Source organism: Stagnihabitans sp., assembly GCF_964946895.1.
On sequence record NZ_CBBQHX010000067.1, the window covers coordinates 1 to 12,486 of the forward strand.

The window sequence follows — 12,486 nt, forward strand, 5'->3', positions numbered from 1 at the left end:
CGCATGGGTTTCAGGGGGTATGGGATGTCGCGGCTGGGCTCTGCAGACCCCACCATCTGGGCAAGATTGCCTCAGCCGGGCAAAGCATCAGACGCGCCTGACCCGTTCGCAACCTTGGCCAAGCGCCGAAATAACTTCCTGGCAGGCACGGGCGCTCCGCTGGAGGTTATTTCAGCGCCGATTAACGACCTTCACAACATGTAGGCGGACGCAAGCTGCGATCCAGGTCAGTTGATCGAAACATATCAGACGCTTGCAGTGCCCTTCACGGTCAATCGCCATGGCTCCGCCGGGTTCCGAGGCACTGACTTTTGATCATGATCCAGACCGCCGCAGGGCGCCGGACATCCGCGCCAAGGGGGGTGAAGGCGACATTCTTTGTGACATGTGAAAACGCGGCATTCGCGGCCGATTTCGTCCGGCGCATGGTCGACGAAGGCCATGAAGTGGGACACCACACCTTCACCCATCCCAACACGGCAGCCTCTTCTGGTATCGCGCCCGTCTTGGAAATCAATCCCACGCCAAGGCTGATCGCCGCAACCGTTGCGCGCAGGATGCCGATGTTCCGGCCGCCGTATCTTGGCAGCTTAAAGCCGGCCACCCCAAAGGAAATCCGACCGATCCCTCTGGCACAGCCGCGTGGGCTTTACGGTGTCGGGTTGCGCGCTGGCTCCCATGGTCAGCGGCTTGGTCCGGCAGACCGTGACCCATTCGTGATGGAATGGATCAGTTGAGGGGTTCGACAGATCGACGGAACTTTGGCGGCGTTCCCGTTTCTGGTTTCGTCGACGGGCACAGGCGCGGGATTGCCGCGTTTGCCGAAGGGCTTCAGGCCCAATTTGGCTGTTGTCCCACCGGTTCTCCATGGCGACAATGCCACTTGCATTGCCGGGCTTTTGGCGGAACCTTGGGGCCATGACTGACCCAGCCTCCAAACCCGTCCCCCCCGCCCGCCTGCAACTTCGGATATTTTTCGGGGACGACGCCATGCTTGGCCCCGGCAAGGCAGAACTGCTGGAGTTGATCCGCGACACCGGCTCCATCTCTGCCGCCGGACGCGAAATGAAGATGAGCTACAAGCGCGCCTGGATGCTGGTCGAAGAGATGAACGCGGCCTTTCGTGACCCGCTGGTCGAAAGCAGTCGCGGTGGACCGGGCGGCGGCGGGGCGCGGGTCACAGAGGCGGGTTTGACCATGCTGCGTCTTTACCGCGCCATCGAAGAAACGGCGGCGCGGGCCGGTGCGCAGGACATTCAGGCCCTGAAGTCGATGCTTCGCGATATTTCCGCGCAGAAATAGCGCTTGCATCCCAATGCTTCCTTCATGATATGTTTGGCCGAACATATCGTCTTCTGGAGGATTCCATGACCTTTCTGACCCGTCGTGCCATGCTGCTGGCGCTTGGCCTGACCACTGCCCTCGCTTGGCCGGGCTTTGCCTCGGCGGCGGAAATCACCGTCTTTGCGGCCTCCAGCCTGAAGACGGCTCTGGATGCGATTGCAGCGGATTGGGAAAAATCGACCGGCAACAAAGTGACCATCTCTTACGAATCTTCGGCCAAGTTGGCCAAACAGATTCAAGACGGTGCACCGGCGGACATCTTCATTTCCGCCTCCAAGCAGTGGATGGATACCTTGGCCGATGCCAAACTGATCAAGGACGACAGCCGCAAGACCATCCTCGGCAACACCCTTATCTTGGTCGCAGCGGACAAGGCCGCCGCGAAGGTTGATATCGCCAAGGGGTTTGATCTGGCCAAGCTGGTGGGTGACAGCAAGTTGGCGATGGGTCTGGTCGACTCGGTTCCTGCCGGCCAATACGGCAAGGAGGCGCTGACCAATCTTGGCGCATGGGATGCAGTTGCACCCAAAGTGGCACAGGCTGACAACGTCCGCGCTGCCCTAAAGCTGGTGGAAACCGGAGAGGCTGCTTATGGCGTCGTCTATGCGTCGGACGCGATCTCCGATGACAAGGTCAGCGTTGTCGGCACCTTCCCGGAAGACAGCCACAAGCCGATCATCTATCCTGCCGCCGTCATGGCCGCCAGCAAGGCACCCGAAGCGCAGGCCTTCCTTGATGACCTGTCCTCTGATGCCGCAGGCGCGGTCTTCACGGCGCAGGGTTTCATCGTCGTCAAATAGGGGCCTCCGGAACCAGAACAGCGAAGGTATTCCGCGCCTTCCCGTCAAAAGACGCGCTGCGCCTGTCCCGGCGCGTTTCGCCTTTGAGTGCCGGGCCGTCGGTGGCGCAACCTTGGAAAGGGGACGGGTGATCCCAAGCGTCAGGCGGTGCTAGACCGGGCATCGGCAATCCCGGATGGCCTGAAGGCCAGCCATTTCGGGGCTGCCGAGGGTGCGGCGCACGGTATCGCGTGCGGGACTTCTGCCTCCGTTCCTGCCCTTCGGAGCCTTGCTGTGCGGCTTTTTCCTGCTAGAACACAGCTGTTCTCAGGGCGGGGCGCAATTCCCCACCGGCGGTATAGCCCGCGAGCGCCTTCCTTCGGGAAGGGTCAGCAGATCCGGTGTAATTCCGGGGCCGACGGTATAGTCCGGATGAAAGAGAACCATGACTTGCGCGCTCCTTTCGGGCGTGCAGGGCTTGGCTCGTGCTCTGGGACCTAGCGCAATTTTGCAGAGGTTCCAAATGACTGACACTTACAAGACCACTCGGATCGCCTTCATCAAGGCGCGTTGGCATGCTGACATCGTCGACCGTGCGCATGAGGGTTTCGTCGCAGCGGCGGCGCACCTGTTGCCCGGTGCCACGATCGACGCCTTCGACGTGCCGGGCGCCTTCGAGATGCCGCTTCTGGCCAAGAAACTGGGGCAAACCGGGCGCTATGACGCCGTTGTCGCCGCCGCCTTGGTGGTGGATGGCGGGATCTACCGGCATGACTTCGTCGCCGCCGCCGTGGTTGATGGGCTGATGGCCGCGCAGATGGAAACCGGGATGCCGGTCTTCTCCGTCTCGCTGACCCCGCACAACTTCCAGCCGGTTGAGGCGCTGACCACCTTCTTCCGCAACCACTTCGTCAAGAAGGGCGAAGAGGCCGCGCATGCGGTCCGCCACGTGCTGGACCTGAACGCCTCGCTGGCGGCAGGCGGCACCAAGTCCGCGTAAGGTTCACACGGTCAGGCCAGCCGCACGGTTGGCCTGACCACAGCGAGTTTAGCCTGGCATCAGCGGCAGAGAATGGCCGAACTTGCGGGCCTTTGTGTCCAGATAGCCCGCGTTGAACGGGTTCGCCGCGATCACCAGCGGTTCGATGGCCGTCACATCAATCCCATGACGGCGCAAAGCTGCCACCTTTTCCGGATTATTGGTCAGAAGCCGAATCTTGGGTGCCCCCAAGGCCTGCAGCATCTCCGCCGCTTCTGCATAGTCGCGGGCATCTTCGGGCAGGCCAAGTGCACGGTTGGCCTCGACCGTATCCATTCCGCGGTCCTGCAAGGCATAGGCGCGCATCTTGTTGGCCAACCCGATGCCGCGCCCCTCCTGGCCGCGCAGATAAACCAGAATTCCGCCGGGCGAGGCTGCCAATCGCCGCAGGCTTTCCTGCAACTGCGGCCCGCAATCGCAGCGCAATGAGCCGAAAGCGTCGCCGGTCAGGCATTCCGAATGCATCCGCACCAAAGGCGCGCCGGTGGTCTTGCCGGCTGAGACAAGCAGCAGATGTTCGGTCCCATCAATCCGGCTTCGGAAGGAATGCGCCCGGAACGGGACAGAGGAATAAACCGTCGGCAGGTCCGCCACGGCGACGAACTCCACCAGAGCGCGGGGATCGGAAGTCAGAGGGAGGGCTTGCATAGACGCTCCACATATTTGGCGATGACGTCGGATTCGACATTGAGCAGATCACCCGGTTGGCGGGTCTGCAGGTTGGTGTGTGTCCAGGTGTGTGGGATGATGGTCAGGAAGATCCGGCAGCCGCCCTCGGCCAGATCCTTGACGGCATTCAGCGTCAGGCTGATGCCATCCAGCGCGATCGAACCCTTTTCAACACAGTAGCGCGCCAGCCCCTGCGGCAGGGTCAGTTCGATCCGGTATGCACCGGCTTCTGGGATCACGGCCTCCAGCCGGGCGAGGCCATCGACATGGCCCTGCACCAGATGGCCCGACAACCGGGTGGACATGGAAACAGCGCGTTCCAGGTTGACCACGGTTCCCGCCTGCAGCGCGCCAAGATTGGTGCGGGCAAGGGTCTCGGGGCTGGCATAAAAGGTGGCGCGGCCGGTGGCGTCATAGGTCACCACGGTCAGGCAGGTTCCGTTGACGGCCACGCTTTCGCCCAAGGCCAGATCGGCAAAGCCGGTCTCGATGTCCAGCGTCAGATTGCCATCCGCCTGATCCGCTGCCCGGATCCGTCCAAGGTTTTCGATGATTCCAGAGAACATGTGATGCGCTTCCCTTCAGGCTGGCTGGGTGTTGTGGGTGATGGTGATGTGGTCGCCTTGATCGGGTGGTCCTTGCTGGATCAGCACCCATTCGTCCCAAAGCCCGGTCTCGCGCAGGGTCTTCAGCAGCGCCGGCCCGGCTTCGACCAGCACTTCGTTGCAGCCCTGCGCCGCGAGGTCTTGCAGGGCTGTGATCAGGTCGCTGGCGATCACCGGACGAAAGCCGCGCTGGCGTGCTTCCTGCAGATAGGCGGCGTCCACGCGTGCCCTTCCGTCAAGAATGCACAAGATGCGCGCTTTGCCGGGAATGTCGGGGACGTGGCGCACGGTGAAGGCCGCGCGGTCGGCCAGCACGGTGCCCGACCCAGTCAGGATTGCGTCGGCCCTGCGGCGCAGACGGTGGGCCAGCGTCAGAGCCTGTGGTCCGGTGAAGGTCTTTTGCCCCGGCGGTGGGATCATGCTGCCTGATGTGTCCAGCGCCTGCTTGACAGTGATGAAAGGTCGTCCGCGTTGCACCCGGCTTGCAAAGGGCGCCAGAAGCCGCGTTGCATCGTCGAGCAGGGTCGGCCGTTCGGGATGGTCCAATTCCTGCAGCGCGTGAACCGCCAGCCCCGCCCCCCGCAACCGCTCGGCCCCGCCGGATGCCAGCGGGTTGGGGTCGGGCACGGCATACCAGACCTCACGCGCCGGCGTGGTCAGGATTGCTTCCGTGCAGGGGCCGGTTCGACCGTGGTGGTTGCAGGGCTCCAGCGTGACGATCACGGTGGCGATCTTGTCGGCCACCCCTGCCTGCCGCGCCAAAGTGATGGCCAGCGCTTCGGCATGCGGTTGGCCGGTGCCGGGATGGGCGGCGGCGATCAGGGTTTGCCCCGCTGCATCCAGAAGCACGCAAGCCACGGAGGGGTTCGGTGCCGTGGCACCTTCTGTCGTCGCCGCCAGGGTCAAGGCATCACGAAACGCCGCCGCCAGAACGGCTGCCCTTGTGTCATTTGAAGTCATGTCCCGCGTCATGCGCCTTCCCCGATCCACCACCGCGTGTCAGGGACGCACAGGCCAACGACGCTGCCCCCGAAGTCAGGGGCTGCGCGCGTCGGTCTGTTCTCTTCCATCCGGACTATACCGTCGGCCCCGGGATCACACCGGTGTCTGCTGACCCTTCCGCAAGGAAGGCGCTCGCGGGCTAGGCCAAGGCCATTACCGCCGGTGGGGAATCACACCCCGCCCTGAGAACGTCTGAATGACCTAGGCCGAGCTTGGCGTCAGGGCAAGGGGGCCATGATGCCTGAAATCCTTGCCTGTGAGGCAAATGGCAATCCAAGGCGAGATCCGGGCCCTGACAACGGCGTTTGGGACCCTTCGGCCACCGGGGAAGCCTTTGTTCCGCGGGGAAGGGAATGGCCGGGTCGGCCGCGTGAAAGCGGGGTGGATTGCACGCGTGCAATCCAGTGTATCTATATGTTTTGAATATATATTCAGAATTTTGTCAGGACTTTCTTAACGATTGCGCAGCCGCAGCCAACCCGCCTTTTGGGCCCATTATCCCGCCGCGCTGCCCCTTGCCCGCGTGCACGATCAGATCGCTGTGCCGCCAGACCTCGACCTGCCCCCCCCAAAGAGAGGCAAACGGCATCCTGCCAATCCTTCCCGGCTTCTGGTCGCAATCGCCCCGATGGACCTGCCCAAGGGCATGGCGCATCGCCGACGGCTCACCATAGGGCCATGCTCCGCCACACTCGCCAAAGCCGCCAATGTCGCCGAAACCTTCTCTTCTGCTGCCCCTTTCAGACTTGTACAAATATCCTGGGTGGAGGTCCGGCAGGAGGGGCGAGCCCCTCCTCCGGGCAGGGGGGTGCGGGGGGGGCGGCAGCCCCCCCGCTTCCGGATCGGATGTCGAGGGCGCCTTTGGGCTGTAAAGAACCAACACCTCATGGCGTGCCAGCCATGGTCCAGCCGCGTCTTGCGGCCTTCCCGCCCCATCCCCGAGTGTTTGTTGCCGCCCGCTGGCGCGATCCGCGTCCCGTGATTGCGCGCAATCGCAAGGCCATCGGCTTTGCCGGCGATGTGGGGGCGCACCTCTGGCCCTTCGGCGGGTACGGGGATGTTCCAGACGCCGCGCTCCATCCGGGCCGTTGGGGTCCAGGAGCGAAAGACCAGCGCTGCACCCTGGGTGACAACGACAGGCAGCGCCGCGCGTGCGCCTCGGGCCTCCAGACCGGCCAGCCAGTTGCGCAGGTTGAGTTCGGCCTTGATCGGCCACCAGGCCGAAATCGTCAGCCCGTGCAGGTCCCCGAACCGGTTAGTCAGCGCCCAATCCAGATGGTCGACCACCGCCAGCGCGGCGGCATGCCGTGCCTCGACCGTCATGGCGGCGCGTTCGGCCAGCAGGCGGTGGGGTTCGGCCCTGCGCCAGATCGACACATCCCGGGCCTGTTCAGCGTCGACAGTGGCAGGGTCGAACGCGGCCGCAAGACAGGGGGGCGAGGCGGGAGGCTTCATGATGTCATCCCTTGCAGCCATGCCAGCGCGGCCCGGGCTTGTGACAGGATCGTGGTGATGCGGCCCGCCGCCGAGGGCAGGCTGTTGATCAGCGCCACGCTTTGGCCGGCAAAGGCGGCCATTGCTTCCAGATCCCCGGTCGTGGTGCGCAGCGGCGAGTCGGTGGAGCATTTCAGCAGCGGGCGCCCATCGTCCCAGGCAATCACCTCCCGCGGGAGGCGATCGGGGTGGTGGCCCATCAGGTCATGGCCCAAGGCCCGCGTTACCGAGTTGCCGATCACGCGAACCGGGGAATGGGGCGGCCAGTTCAGCGCGAAGGCATCGGTGTAGACGGTATCCTCGGCCTGGGCCGCCAGAACCCGCGCCTTGTGGTCGTCATGGGCGAAGGAGTCCTGCGTGGCCAGAAACGCCGTGCCACAGTGGATGCCCTGCGCACCAAGAGCCAGCGCGGCAATCAGGCTGGCCCCGGTGGCAAACCCGCCCGAGGCGATGACGGGCAGCGTGGTGGCGCGCGCGACCTGTTCCACCACTATCAGGGCTGCCACGGTGCCATGGATGTGGCCACCGGCCTCGACCCCTTGCACGATCAGCACATCGACCCCGGCCGCCTCTGCCGCCTTGGCCGCAGACAAGGACCCGACCTGATGCAGAACCAGACATCCCGCCGACTTGGCCTTGGCGATGGCGTCGGGCACCACGTCCCAGAAGAAGCACATGGCCGGAACCTTGTGGTCAAAGCAGACCTGCAATTCGGCGGCCAGCAAAGTGGGGCCCGGTGGCTGCCGGGATCAGGTTCACCGCAAAGGGCCGGGCGGTTCTAGCCCGCACCGCCGCAATTTCGGCAGCGATCAGGGCAGGGGTTTCGCGCACCATGCCAAGGATGCCGAAGCCGCCGGCCTGCGCCACTGCGACCACCAGATCCGACCGCGCGACGCCGCCCATCCCGGCCAGAAGGATCGGCACATCACAGCCCAGAAGCGAACAGACGGGGGTATGCAACGGATGATCTGGCATGGCACGTCTTCTTCGGGGTTAAAGCCTTGGGGGGGGGCCCGCGGTGCCATGGGCGTTGCGGGCGTCCAGAATGTTCATGTGGATCGAGCCTGCGATCCGCTCGGCCCGCTCGATCACCCAGGCGGCACCGGCAGGAGGGCAAACCTCGACTGCGGATTGGCGGAACAGGTCCAGCCAGCGGGTAAAATGCGCGCCCTCGACGGGCAGGAGCAGGTGTTTGGGCATCGGCTGGCCGTGATAGCGCCCGGTCATCAATGCGACCGAGGACCAGAAGTCCACAATCTTGGCCAGATGCGGGGCCCAGTCGGTGATGCGGTCGGCAAAGACCGGGCGTAACAGAGGGTCCGAACGCACCCTGTCGTAAAAGCCGTGCACCAGCCGGGCCAGCATGGCGTCGTTCAACCCCGTGTGCGCCATCAGGTCGGCGGTCATGGCAGGACGGGCGCTGGCCGTCTGCTCTGGCCGTCTGGGCGGGTGGGGACGTCATGCTTGTCATCTGGGGGTCCTGCGATGGGCGGGCAGCGGCCCGCTTGAGGCGTGTTGAACCCCGGCAAGCCGGGTACGGCCTGCCGGGGACAGGTGCTTATTTGATCGAGGCAAGATAGGCCGCAACATCCTCGCCGCCGGTGGCCATCTTGAAGGTCATCTTCGCCACGGCCTTGTCATCGCCGGTCTGGGTCTTCAGCCAGGCGGTTGGGTCGGTGACATAGGCGGCCACCATCGCCTCGTCCCAGATGAGGCCCTTGGCGGCGGCGGCGGTGATCGAGTCGCCATATTTGAAATCCGGATAGCTGGCGACCTTGCGACCGATCACGCCGTAAAGGTTCGGGCCGGTCTTGCCACCTTTTTGTACGGCCGTGCCATCGGGGGCCACGATGGAATGGCAGGCCTTGCAGCGTTTGAAATCATCGGCGCCCTTGGTGGCATCACCCGCCGCAAAGGCGGGGGCAGCGGCAAGGGTCAGGGTTTTCATCGCGGTGTCCTTCGTGGGTTGGGGAAGTGTCCGGATCAGACGAGGGCTTCGATCCGGGTGTCGGGGAACTGGGTCACGGCAGCGAGGATCGCGGTGCGATCCGGCATCAGGCAGGCGGCGGTCGACAGGGCATCGGCCAGTGCGGACGACGGTGCGCTGATCGAGATTGAAGTCCAAAGCGCGGCGGCGGGCAGGCCGGTGGCGGGTTTCAGGATATGGCCGACCGTGCCCTTGGCATCAAACACTGTCCCAAGCGGCGCGGAAGTGGCCAAGGCGCGTGAGGCCAGATTGACCTCGCCTCCGCTGGCCAGTTTGACCGGCCAGCCCTTGGCGCCGGGCATCTGGCCAAGGGCGCGGAATTCGCCGGTGTTGATCAGGATGTCGGTCAGGCCCTCCTGCGTCAGCATCTTGGCCAGCTTGTCGGCGATGAAGCCTTGCGCCACGCCGTTCAGGGTCAGCGCCATGCCTTCGGGAATCACGATGGCGTCGGCGTCATAGGTGATGCGGTGCAGACCGACTTGCGGCAGAAGGGCGCTGATCTGCGCGGCGGTGGGGGCCCTGCCTGCAGCAAAGCTGGTCGCGTAAAGTTGCCATAGGGGCTGAACCGTCGGATCGAACAATCCCGCAGTTGCGGCGTGAACGCGGGAGCACAGCGCAAGACACTCCAGCAGTTCGAAGGGCGGCGCATCCAGTCGGCCTGTGGCGTTCACCTGCGACAGGGCCGAGTCGGCGCGGTACAGGCTGAAGATGCTCTCCAGCCGGGTGATCTCGGCCAGCGCGCGGGCGATGATGGCGGGGGCGTCCGGGTGGTCGAGGGAGATTTCGGCCTCGGCCCCGAGGGCTGTTCCGTGCCATTGCGGGATCTGGGCTGCCCGGGCCGGAAAGGACAGAGGCAGGGCGGCCACGGCAGACAGGGTCAGAAAGCGGCGGCGAGTCAGGGTGGCGCGGCACCCATGTCGCTGACATAGGTGACGGTGACGGTGTCGATCTGCTCGGGCATCCTGAGGTAGGCCACCGCGTCCTTGACCTGGCTGAAGAACAGGGGCTTGCCGGGATATGTGGCAAGGTGGACCTGTGCCTTGGGGCCGGGGTGGCCCAGAATGTCCATCTGGCAGAAGTACCCCGTTGAATCGGCGGTCATGGCGACTGGCAAAGGGATAGGGGCCTGCTCTTTGCAGGCAGTCAGAAGGAGGAGGGCGAGGACAAGGCGTTTCATGGGGTCACCTTGCGAAAGGCTGCGGTGGCTAGGGCCAACGCCGCGATCGGCCACAACACAATGGACGTCAGCGAGGCCCAGACCGGGATCGTGTTGGCGGCCCCCGCCACTCCGGCAGCGGCAGAGGTGGCTTGGGATGCGGCAAGGTTGTAGAGCCGGAACGCGTCGGCTGGATTGGCGAGCAAGGCCAGCGGAAAGACTTTGGTGGTGAAGATGCCGCCATTGTCGGCGACTATGCCAGACAGCAGAGCCAGATCATAAAGCACGATCAGCCCCAGCCACAGCCCAATCGCCAGCCCGGCGGCCCCCGACGGCCTGCGCGCCACAGCCGAGGCGGCATAGCCGACGCCAATGAATGTCGCTCCCAAAAGAACCGACGACCACGTCAGCCGCCACAGCGAGGTTAGGCCCGCCACCGCAGTCGGATCGTCTGACAGTGCGACAACGGCGGCGATACCGTAGCCCACGACCACGGCAAGGGTCAGGATCGCCAGATGCGCCAGCAGCTTGCCAAGCAGGATTTCCGGGCGTGACACCGGATAGGTCAGCAACAGCGGCAGCGTACCACGCTCCACCTCGCCGGCAATGGCGTCGAACGACATGAGCAGGGCGACCAAGGGCACCAGATAGACCGCGAGACTGGTCAGACTGGCAACGACGACCGACAACGGGTCCGCCCCGATGGTGCCGGTGGCAGAGGAGCCCGCCGCCGTCAGCACCACTGAAAACAGCGCCATCATCGCGATGGATATGGCGACCCAGCGGTTGCGAAGGGCAATGCGGAACTCGGTGCCGCAGGTGGCAAGGATGCGGCTCATTGCCCGGCCCTTTTGCTGAAATGGCCGTAGATGTCTTCCAGCGAGGGCGGCTGCACGTCGATATCCGCGATCTTGCTGCCAAGATCGGAGATGCGGGCCAAAATGCGCAGCTTGTCTTCCTGCTTGCAGGTCAGCGACAGGATGCCAGCGGCAAGGGTGGCTTCAGGCAGGGCAAGGGCCACCTCGGCCTCGGCCCCTTGGCAGGGCGTGACGTGGAAGGTCACGGGAAGGTCCGCGCGCTTGCGCAGGTCGGACAGGGTGCCTTCGGCCACCAAAACGCCGCCAGACAGGATCAGGATTCGGTCGGTGCGCGCCTCGACCTCGGTCAGGGCGTGCGAGGACAGAAGGATTGACGCGCCATCTGCCACAAGCCCGTCCAGCAGTTCGTAGAAATCGCGGCGCGAGACGGGGTCGAGGCCCGAGGTCGGTTCATCCAGCACCAGCAGACGCGGCTTGCCGATCAGGGTTTGAGCAAGGCCGACGCGCTGACGCATGCCTTTGGAATAAGTGCCGATGCGCCGGCGGGCGGCATGCCCCAGACCCACCCGCTCCAGCAATCCCATCGCCAAGGCGGGATTTTCACCGCGCAGGGCAAGGTAATGGCGCAACTGCTCCATCCCGGTGAGGGACGAATGAAAGGCAGCGTTCTCGGGTAGATAGGCAACACCGACGCGGGCGGCTGCTGACCCCGGCGCCGCACCCGTTACGGTTATTTCGCCGGAATCGTAGTGGATCAGGCCGAGGATGATCTTCATCATCGTCGATTTGCCGGCACCATTGTGGCCAAGCAGTGCAACCCGCTCGCCGGGGGCGACGGACAGCGAGACCTCGGACAGGGCGCGCTGCCCGCCGTAGGTCTTAGTCAGACATTGCAGCGTCAGAGTCGGCGTCATGCGAGGGTTCTTTCAGCCAGCGGTCGGCCACAAGGGCCTCCATCGCGGCATTCTTGGCGGGGATTTCGATCACGGGGGCGGTCATCAGCGGGTGGCTGTCGATCACGCCACCGGGAAGGATGGCGGGGAAGGAAGATTGGCTCCATCGGATCAGCTGCACGGCGGGGGACCCCATCAGCAGGGAAGCCGCCGGTTGCGACCACAGGATGCTGTCCATCAGGTCATTGGGGTGGAACGGGCTGTCGGCATAGCCGTCGCCGTTCAGGTCAAACACCGGATGGTCGGACCAGAAGTTCCCACGACCTTGGAAGCTCCATTCCATGTTGCGGGATCCTATGTATTTCACCTGCGTGCGGTTGCCGATGAAGGCGTTGCCGGTCATGGCGTTGCCTTCCGACCCCGCGGTGAAGTGGATGCCGATGTCGCAGCCCTCGAACCGATTGCCGACGAACAGGTTCTTGTTGGCGTCATAGATGAAGGTGCATTTGGCGGCACCCTTCACCAGATTGCCCGAGAAGCCAGAATAGTTTGACGCGTTGATCATCAGCCCATGGTCACGGTCACCCAAGGACATGTTGCCCGTGACCTTCACATGGTCGGAAAACATGATGGCGAAACCCAGATGGTTGCCGATCGAGATGTTGCCCGACACCTCACTGTCGCGGGTGTACATGTAGTG

The 12,486-nt window shown here is 64.3% G+C and carries 18 protein-coding genes and 2 riboswitches; of the genes, 5 read left to right on the forward strand and 13 right to left on the reverse strand.

Going from position 1 to position 12,486, the window contains the following annotated elements; all coding sequences use genetic code 11:
• The 5 genes from AC1Y2B_RS22425 to AC1Y2B_RS22445 form a co-directional block, all read left to right on the forward strand.
• On the forward strand, nucleotides 1-204 hold a 204-nt coding region (locus tag AC1Y2B_RS22425; protein WP_482255352.1), incomplete at its 5' end, for a hypothetical protein.
• Between the two features lie 113 nt (nucleotides 205-317).
• On the forward strand, nucleotides 318-737 hold the full coding sequence (locus tag AC1Y2B_RS22430; protein ID WP_482255353.1) for a polysaccharide deacetylase family protein: 420 nt from the start codon (nucleotides 318-320) through the stop codon (nucleotides 735-737).
• 181 nt (nucleotides 738-918) lie between these two features.
• Nucleotides 919-1,302 carry a winged helix-turn-helix domain-containing protein gene (locus AC1Y2B_RS22435; RefSeq protein ID WP_482255354.1) on the forward strand — a complete coding sequence of 128 codons (384 nt, stop codon included), beginning with the start codon at nucleotides 919-921 and terminating at the stop codon, nucleotides 1,300-1,302.
• Between the two features lie 65 nt (nucleotides 1,303-1,367).
• Nucleotides 1,368-2,144 (forward strand): molybdate ABC transporter substrate-binding protein, encoded by a 777-nt coding sequence (modA, locus tag AC1Y2B_RS22440; RefSeq protein WP_482255355.1) that lies wholly within the window; start codon nucleotides 1,368-1,370, stop codon nucleotides 2,142-2,144.
• 298 nt (nucleotides 2,145-2,442) lie between these two features.
• Nucleotides 2,443-2,571, forward strand: a riboswitch (FMN riboswitch).
• Between the two features lie 75 nt (nucleotides 2,572-2,646).
• The gene (locus tag AC1Y2B_RS22445; RefSeq protein ID WP_482255356.1) at nucleotides 2,647-3,123 is read left to right on the forward strand and encodes a 6,7-dimethyl-8-ribityllumazine synthase; all 477 of its coding nucleotides are present in this window, start codon (nucleotides 2,647-2,649) and stop codon (nucleotides 3,121-3,123) included.
• Nucleotides 3,124-3,171: 48 nt separating this feature from the next.
• Here the strand turns inward: AC1Y2B_RS22445 and ribA are convergent, their stop codons facing one another.
• The 13 genes from ribA to AC1Y2B_RS22510 form a co-directional block, all read right to left on the reverse strand.
• The gene (ribA, locus tag AC1Y2B_RS22450) at nucleotides 3,172-3,810 is read right to left on the reverse strand and encodes a GTP cyclohydrolase II (RefSeq protein WP_482255357.1); all 639 of its coding nucleotides are present in this window, start codon (nucleotides 3,808-3,810) and stop codon (nucleotides 3,172-3,174) included.
• Nucleotides 3,792-4,397: a riboflavin synthase gene (locus AC1Y2B_RS22455; protein ID WP_482255358.1), complete on the reverse strand. Its 606-nt coding sequence runs from the start codon at nucleotides 4,395-4,397 to the stop codon at nucleotides 3,792-3,794. Before AC1Y2B_RS22455 ends, ribA begins: the two co-directional genes overlap by 19 nt.
• Before the next feature lie 15 nt (nucleotides 4,398-4,412).
• Nucleotides 4,413-5,408, reverse strand: a complete 996-nt coding sequence (gene ribD, locus AC1Y2B_RS22460; protein WP_482255359.1) for a bifunctional diaminohydroxyphosphoribosylaminopyrimidine deaminase/5-amino-6-(5-phosphoribosylamino)uracil reductase RibD — start codon at nucleotides 5,406-5,408, stop codon at nucleotides 4,413-4,415.
• Nucleotides 5,409-5,490: 82 nt separating this feature from the next.
• Nucleotides 5,491-5,632: riboswitch (FMN riboswitch) on the reverse strand.
• A 337-nt stretch (nucleotides 5,633-5,969) separates the two neighbouring features.
• Nucleotides 5,970-6,893, reverse strand: coding sequence for a 5-formyltetrahydrofolate cyclo-ligase (locus AC1Y2B_RS22465; RefSeq protein WP_482255360.1), 924 nt, complete (start codon nucleotides 6,891-6,893; stop codon nucleotides 5,970-5,972).
• Nucleotides 6,890-7,657 carry an NAD(P)H-dependent flavin oxidoreductase gene (locus AC1Y2B_RS22470; RefSeq protein WP_482255361.1) on the reverse strand — a complete coding sequence of 256 codons (768 nt, stop codon included), beginning with the start codon at nucleotides 7,655-7,657 and terminating at the stop codon, nucleotides 6,890-6,892. Before AC1Y2B_RS22470 ends, AC1Y2B_RS22465 begins: the two co-directional genes overlap by 4 nt.
• Nucleotides 7,626-7,907: a nitronate monooxygenase gene (locus tag AC1Y2B_RS22475; RefSeq protein ID WP_482255362.1), complete on the reverse strand. Its 282-nt coding sequence runs from the start codon at nucleotides 7,905-7,907 to the stop codon at nucleotides 7,626-7,628. The genes AC1Y2B_RS22470 and AC1Y2B_RS22475 overlap by 32 nt, the downstream gene beginning before the upstream one ends.
• Before the next feature lie 18 nt (nucleotides 7,908-7,925).
• The gene (locus AC1Y2B_RS22480) at nucleotides 7,926-8,339 is read right to left on the reverse strand and encodes a group III truncated hemoglobin (protein WP_482255363.1); all 414 of its coding nucleotides are present in this window, start codon (nucleotides 8,337-8,339) and stop codon (nucleotides 7,926-7,928) included.
• Nucleotides 8,340-8,490: 151 nt separating this feature from the next.
• Nucleotides 8,491-8,880 (reverse strand): c-type cytochrome, encoded by a 390-nt coding sequence (locus tag AC1Y2B_RS22485; protein WP_482255364.1) that lies wholly within the window; start codon nucleotides 8,878-8,880, stop codon nucleotides 8,491-8,493.
• 35 nt (nucleotides 8,881-8,915) lie between these two features.
• A complete protein-coding gene (locus AC1Y2B_RS22490; protein WP_482255365.1) occupies nucleotides 8,916-9,785 on the reverse strand; it encodes an FAD:protein FMN transferase in 870 nt (289 codons plus the stop codon).
• Nucleotides 9,786-9,814: 29 nt separating this feature from the next.
• The gene (locus AC1Y2B_RS22495; RefSeq protein WP_482255366.1) at nucleotides 9,815-10,096 is read right to left on the reverse strand and encodes a nitrous oxide reductase accessory protein NosL; all 282 of its coding nucleotides are present in this window, start codon (nucleotides 10,094-10,096) and stop codon (nucleotides 9,815-9,817) included.
• Nucleotides 10,093-10,914 (reverse strand): ABC transporter permease, encoded by an 822-nt coding sequence (locus tag AC1Y2B_RS22500; protein WP_482255367.1) that lies wholly within the window; start codon nucleotides 10,912-10,914, stop codon nucleotides 10,093-10,095. The genes AC1Y2B_RS22495 and AC1Y2B_RS22500 overlap by 4 nt, the downstream gene beginning before the upstream one ends.
• A complete protein-coding gene (locus AC1Y2B_RS22505; RefSeq protein ID WP_482255368.1) occupies nucleotides 10,911-11,807 on the reverse strand; it encodes an ABC transporter ATP-binding protein in 897 nt (298 codons plus the stop codon). The genes AC1Y2B_RS22500 and AC1Y2B_RS22505 overlap by 4 nt, the downstream gene beginning before the upstream one ends.
• Nucleotides 11,773-12,486 (reverse strand): NosD domain-containing protein (locus tag AC1Y2B_RS22510; RefSeq protein ID WP_482255369.1); only part of this gene is annotated, 714 nt, incomplete at its 5' end. The genes AC1Y2B_RS22505 and AC1Y2B_RS22510, both read right to left, overlap by 35 nt.

Excerpts from the sequence above, each read along its gene's own strand:
- AC1Y2B_RS22430 (WP_482255353.1), top strand. The coding sequence starts at position 318 with ATGATCCAGACCGCCGCAGGGCGCCGGACATCCGCGCCAAGGGGGGTG.
- AC1Y2B_RS22435 (WP_482255354.1), top strand. The coding sequence starts at position 919 with ATGACTGACCCAGCCTCCAAACCCGTCCCCCCCGCCCGCCTGCAACTT.
- modA (WP_482255355.1), top strand. The coding sequence starts at position 1,368 with ATGACCTTTCTGACCCGTCGTGCCATGCTGCTGGCGCTTGGCCTGACC.
- AC1Y2B_RS22445 (WP_482255356.1), top strand. The coding sequence starts at position 2,647 with ATGACTGACACTTACAAGACCACTCGGATCGCCTTCATCAAGGCGCGT.
- ribA (WP_482255357.1), bottom strand. The coding sequence starts at position 3,810 with ATGCAAGCCCTCCCTCTGACTTCCGATCCCCGCGCTCTGGTGGAGTTC.
- AC1Y2B_RS22455 (WP_482255358.1), bottom strand. The coding sequence starts at position 4,397 with ATGTTCTCTGGAATCATCGAAAACCTTGGACGGATCCGGGCAGCGGAT.
- ribD (WP_482255359.1), bottom strand. The coding sequence starts at position 5,408 with ATGACGCGGGACATGACTTCAAATGACACAAGGGCAGCCGTTCTGGCG.
- AC1Y2B_RS22465 (WP_482255360.1), bottom strand. The coding sequence starts at position 6,893 with ATGAAGCCTCCCGCCTCGCCCCCCTGTCTTGCGGCCGCGTTCGACCCT.
- AC1Y2B_RS22475 (WP_482255362.1), bottom strand. The coding sequence starts at position 7,907 with ATGCCAGATCATCCGTTGCATACCCCCGTCTGTTCGCTTCTGGGCTGT.
- AC1Y2B_RS22480 (WP_482255363.1), bottom strand. The coding sequence starts at position 8,339 with ATGACCGCCGACCTGATGGCGCACACGGGGTTGAACGACGCCATGCTG.
- AC1Y2B_RS22485 (WP_482255364.1), bottom strand. The coding sequence starts at position 8,880 with ATGAAAACCCTGACCCTTGCCGCTGCCCCCGCCTTTGCGGCGGGTGAT.
- AC1Y2B_RS22495 (WP_482255366.1), bottom strand. The coding sequence starts at position 10,096 with ATGAAACGCCTTGTCCTCGCCCTCCTCCTTCTGACTGCCTGCAAAGAG.
- AC1Y2B_RS22500 (WP_482255367.1), bottom strand. The coding sequence starts at position 10,914 with ATGAGCCGCATCCTTGCCACCTGCGGCACCGAGTTCCGCATTGCCCTT.
- AC1Y2B_RS22505 (WP_482255368.1), bottom strand. The coding sequence starts at position 11,807 with ATGACGCCGACTCTGACGCTGCAATGTCTGACTAAGACCTACGGCGGG.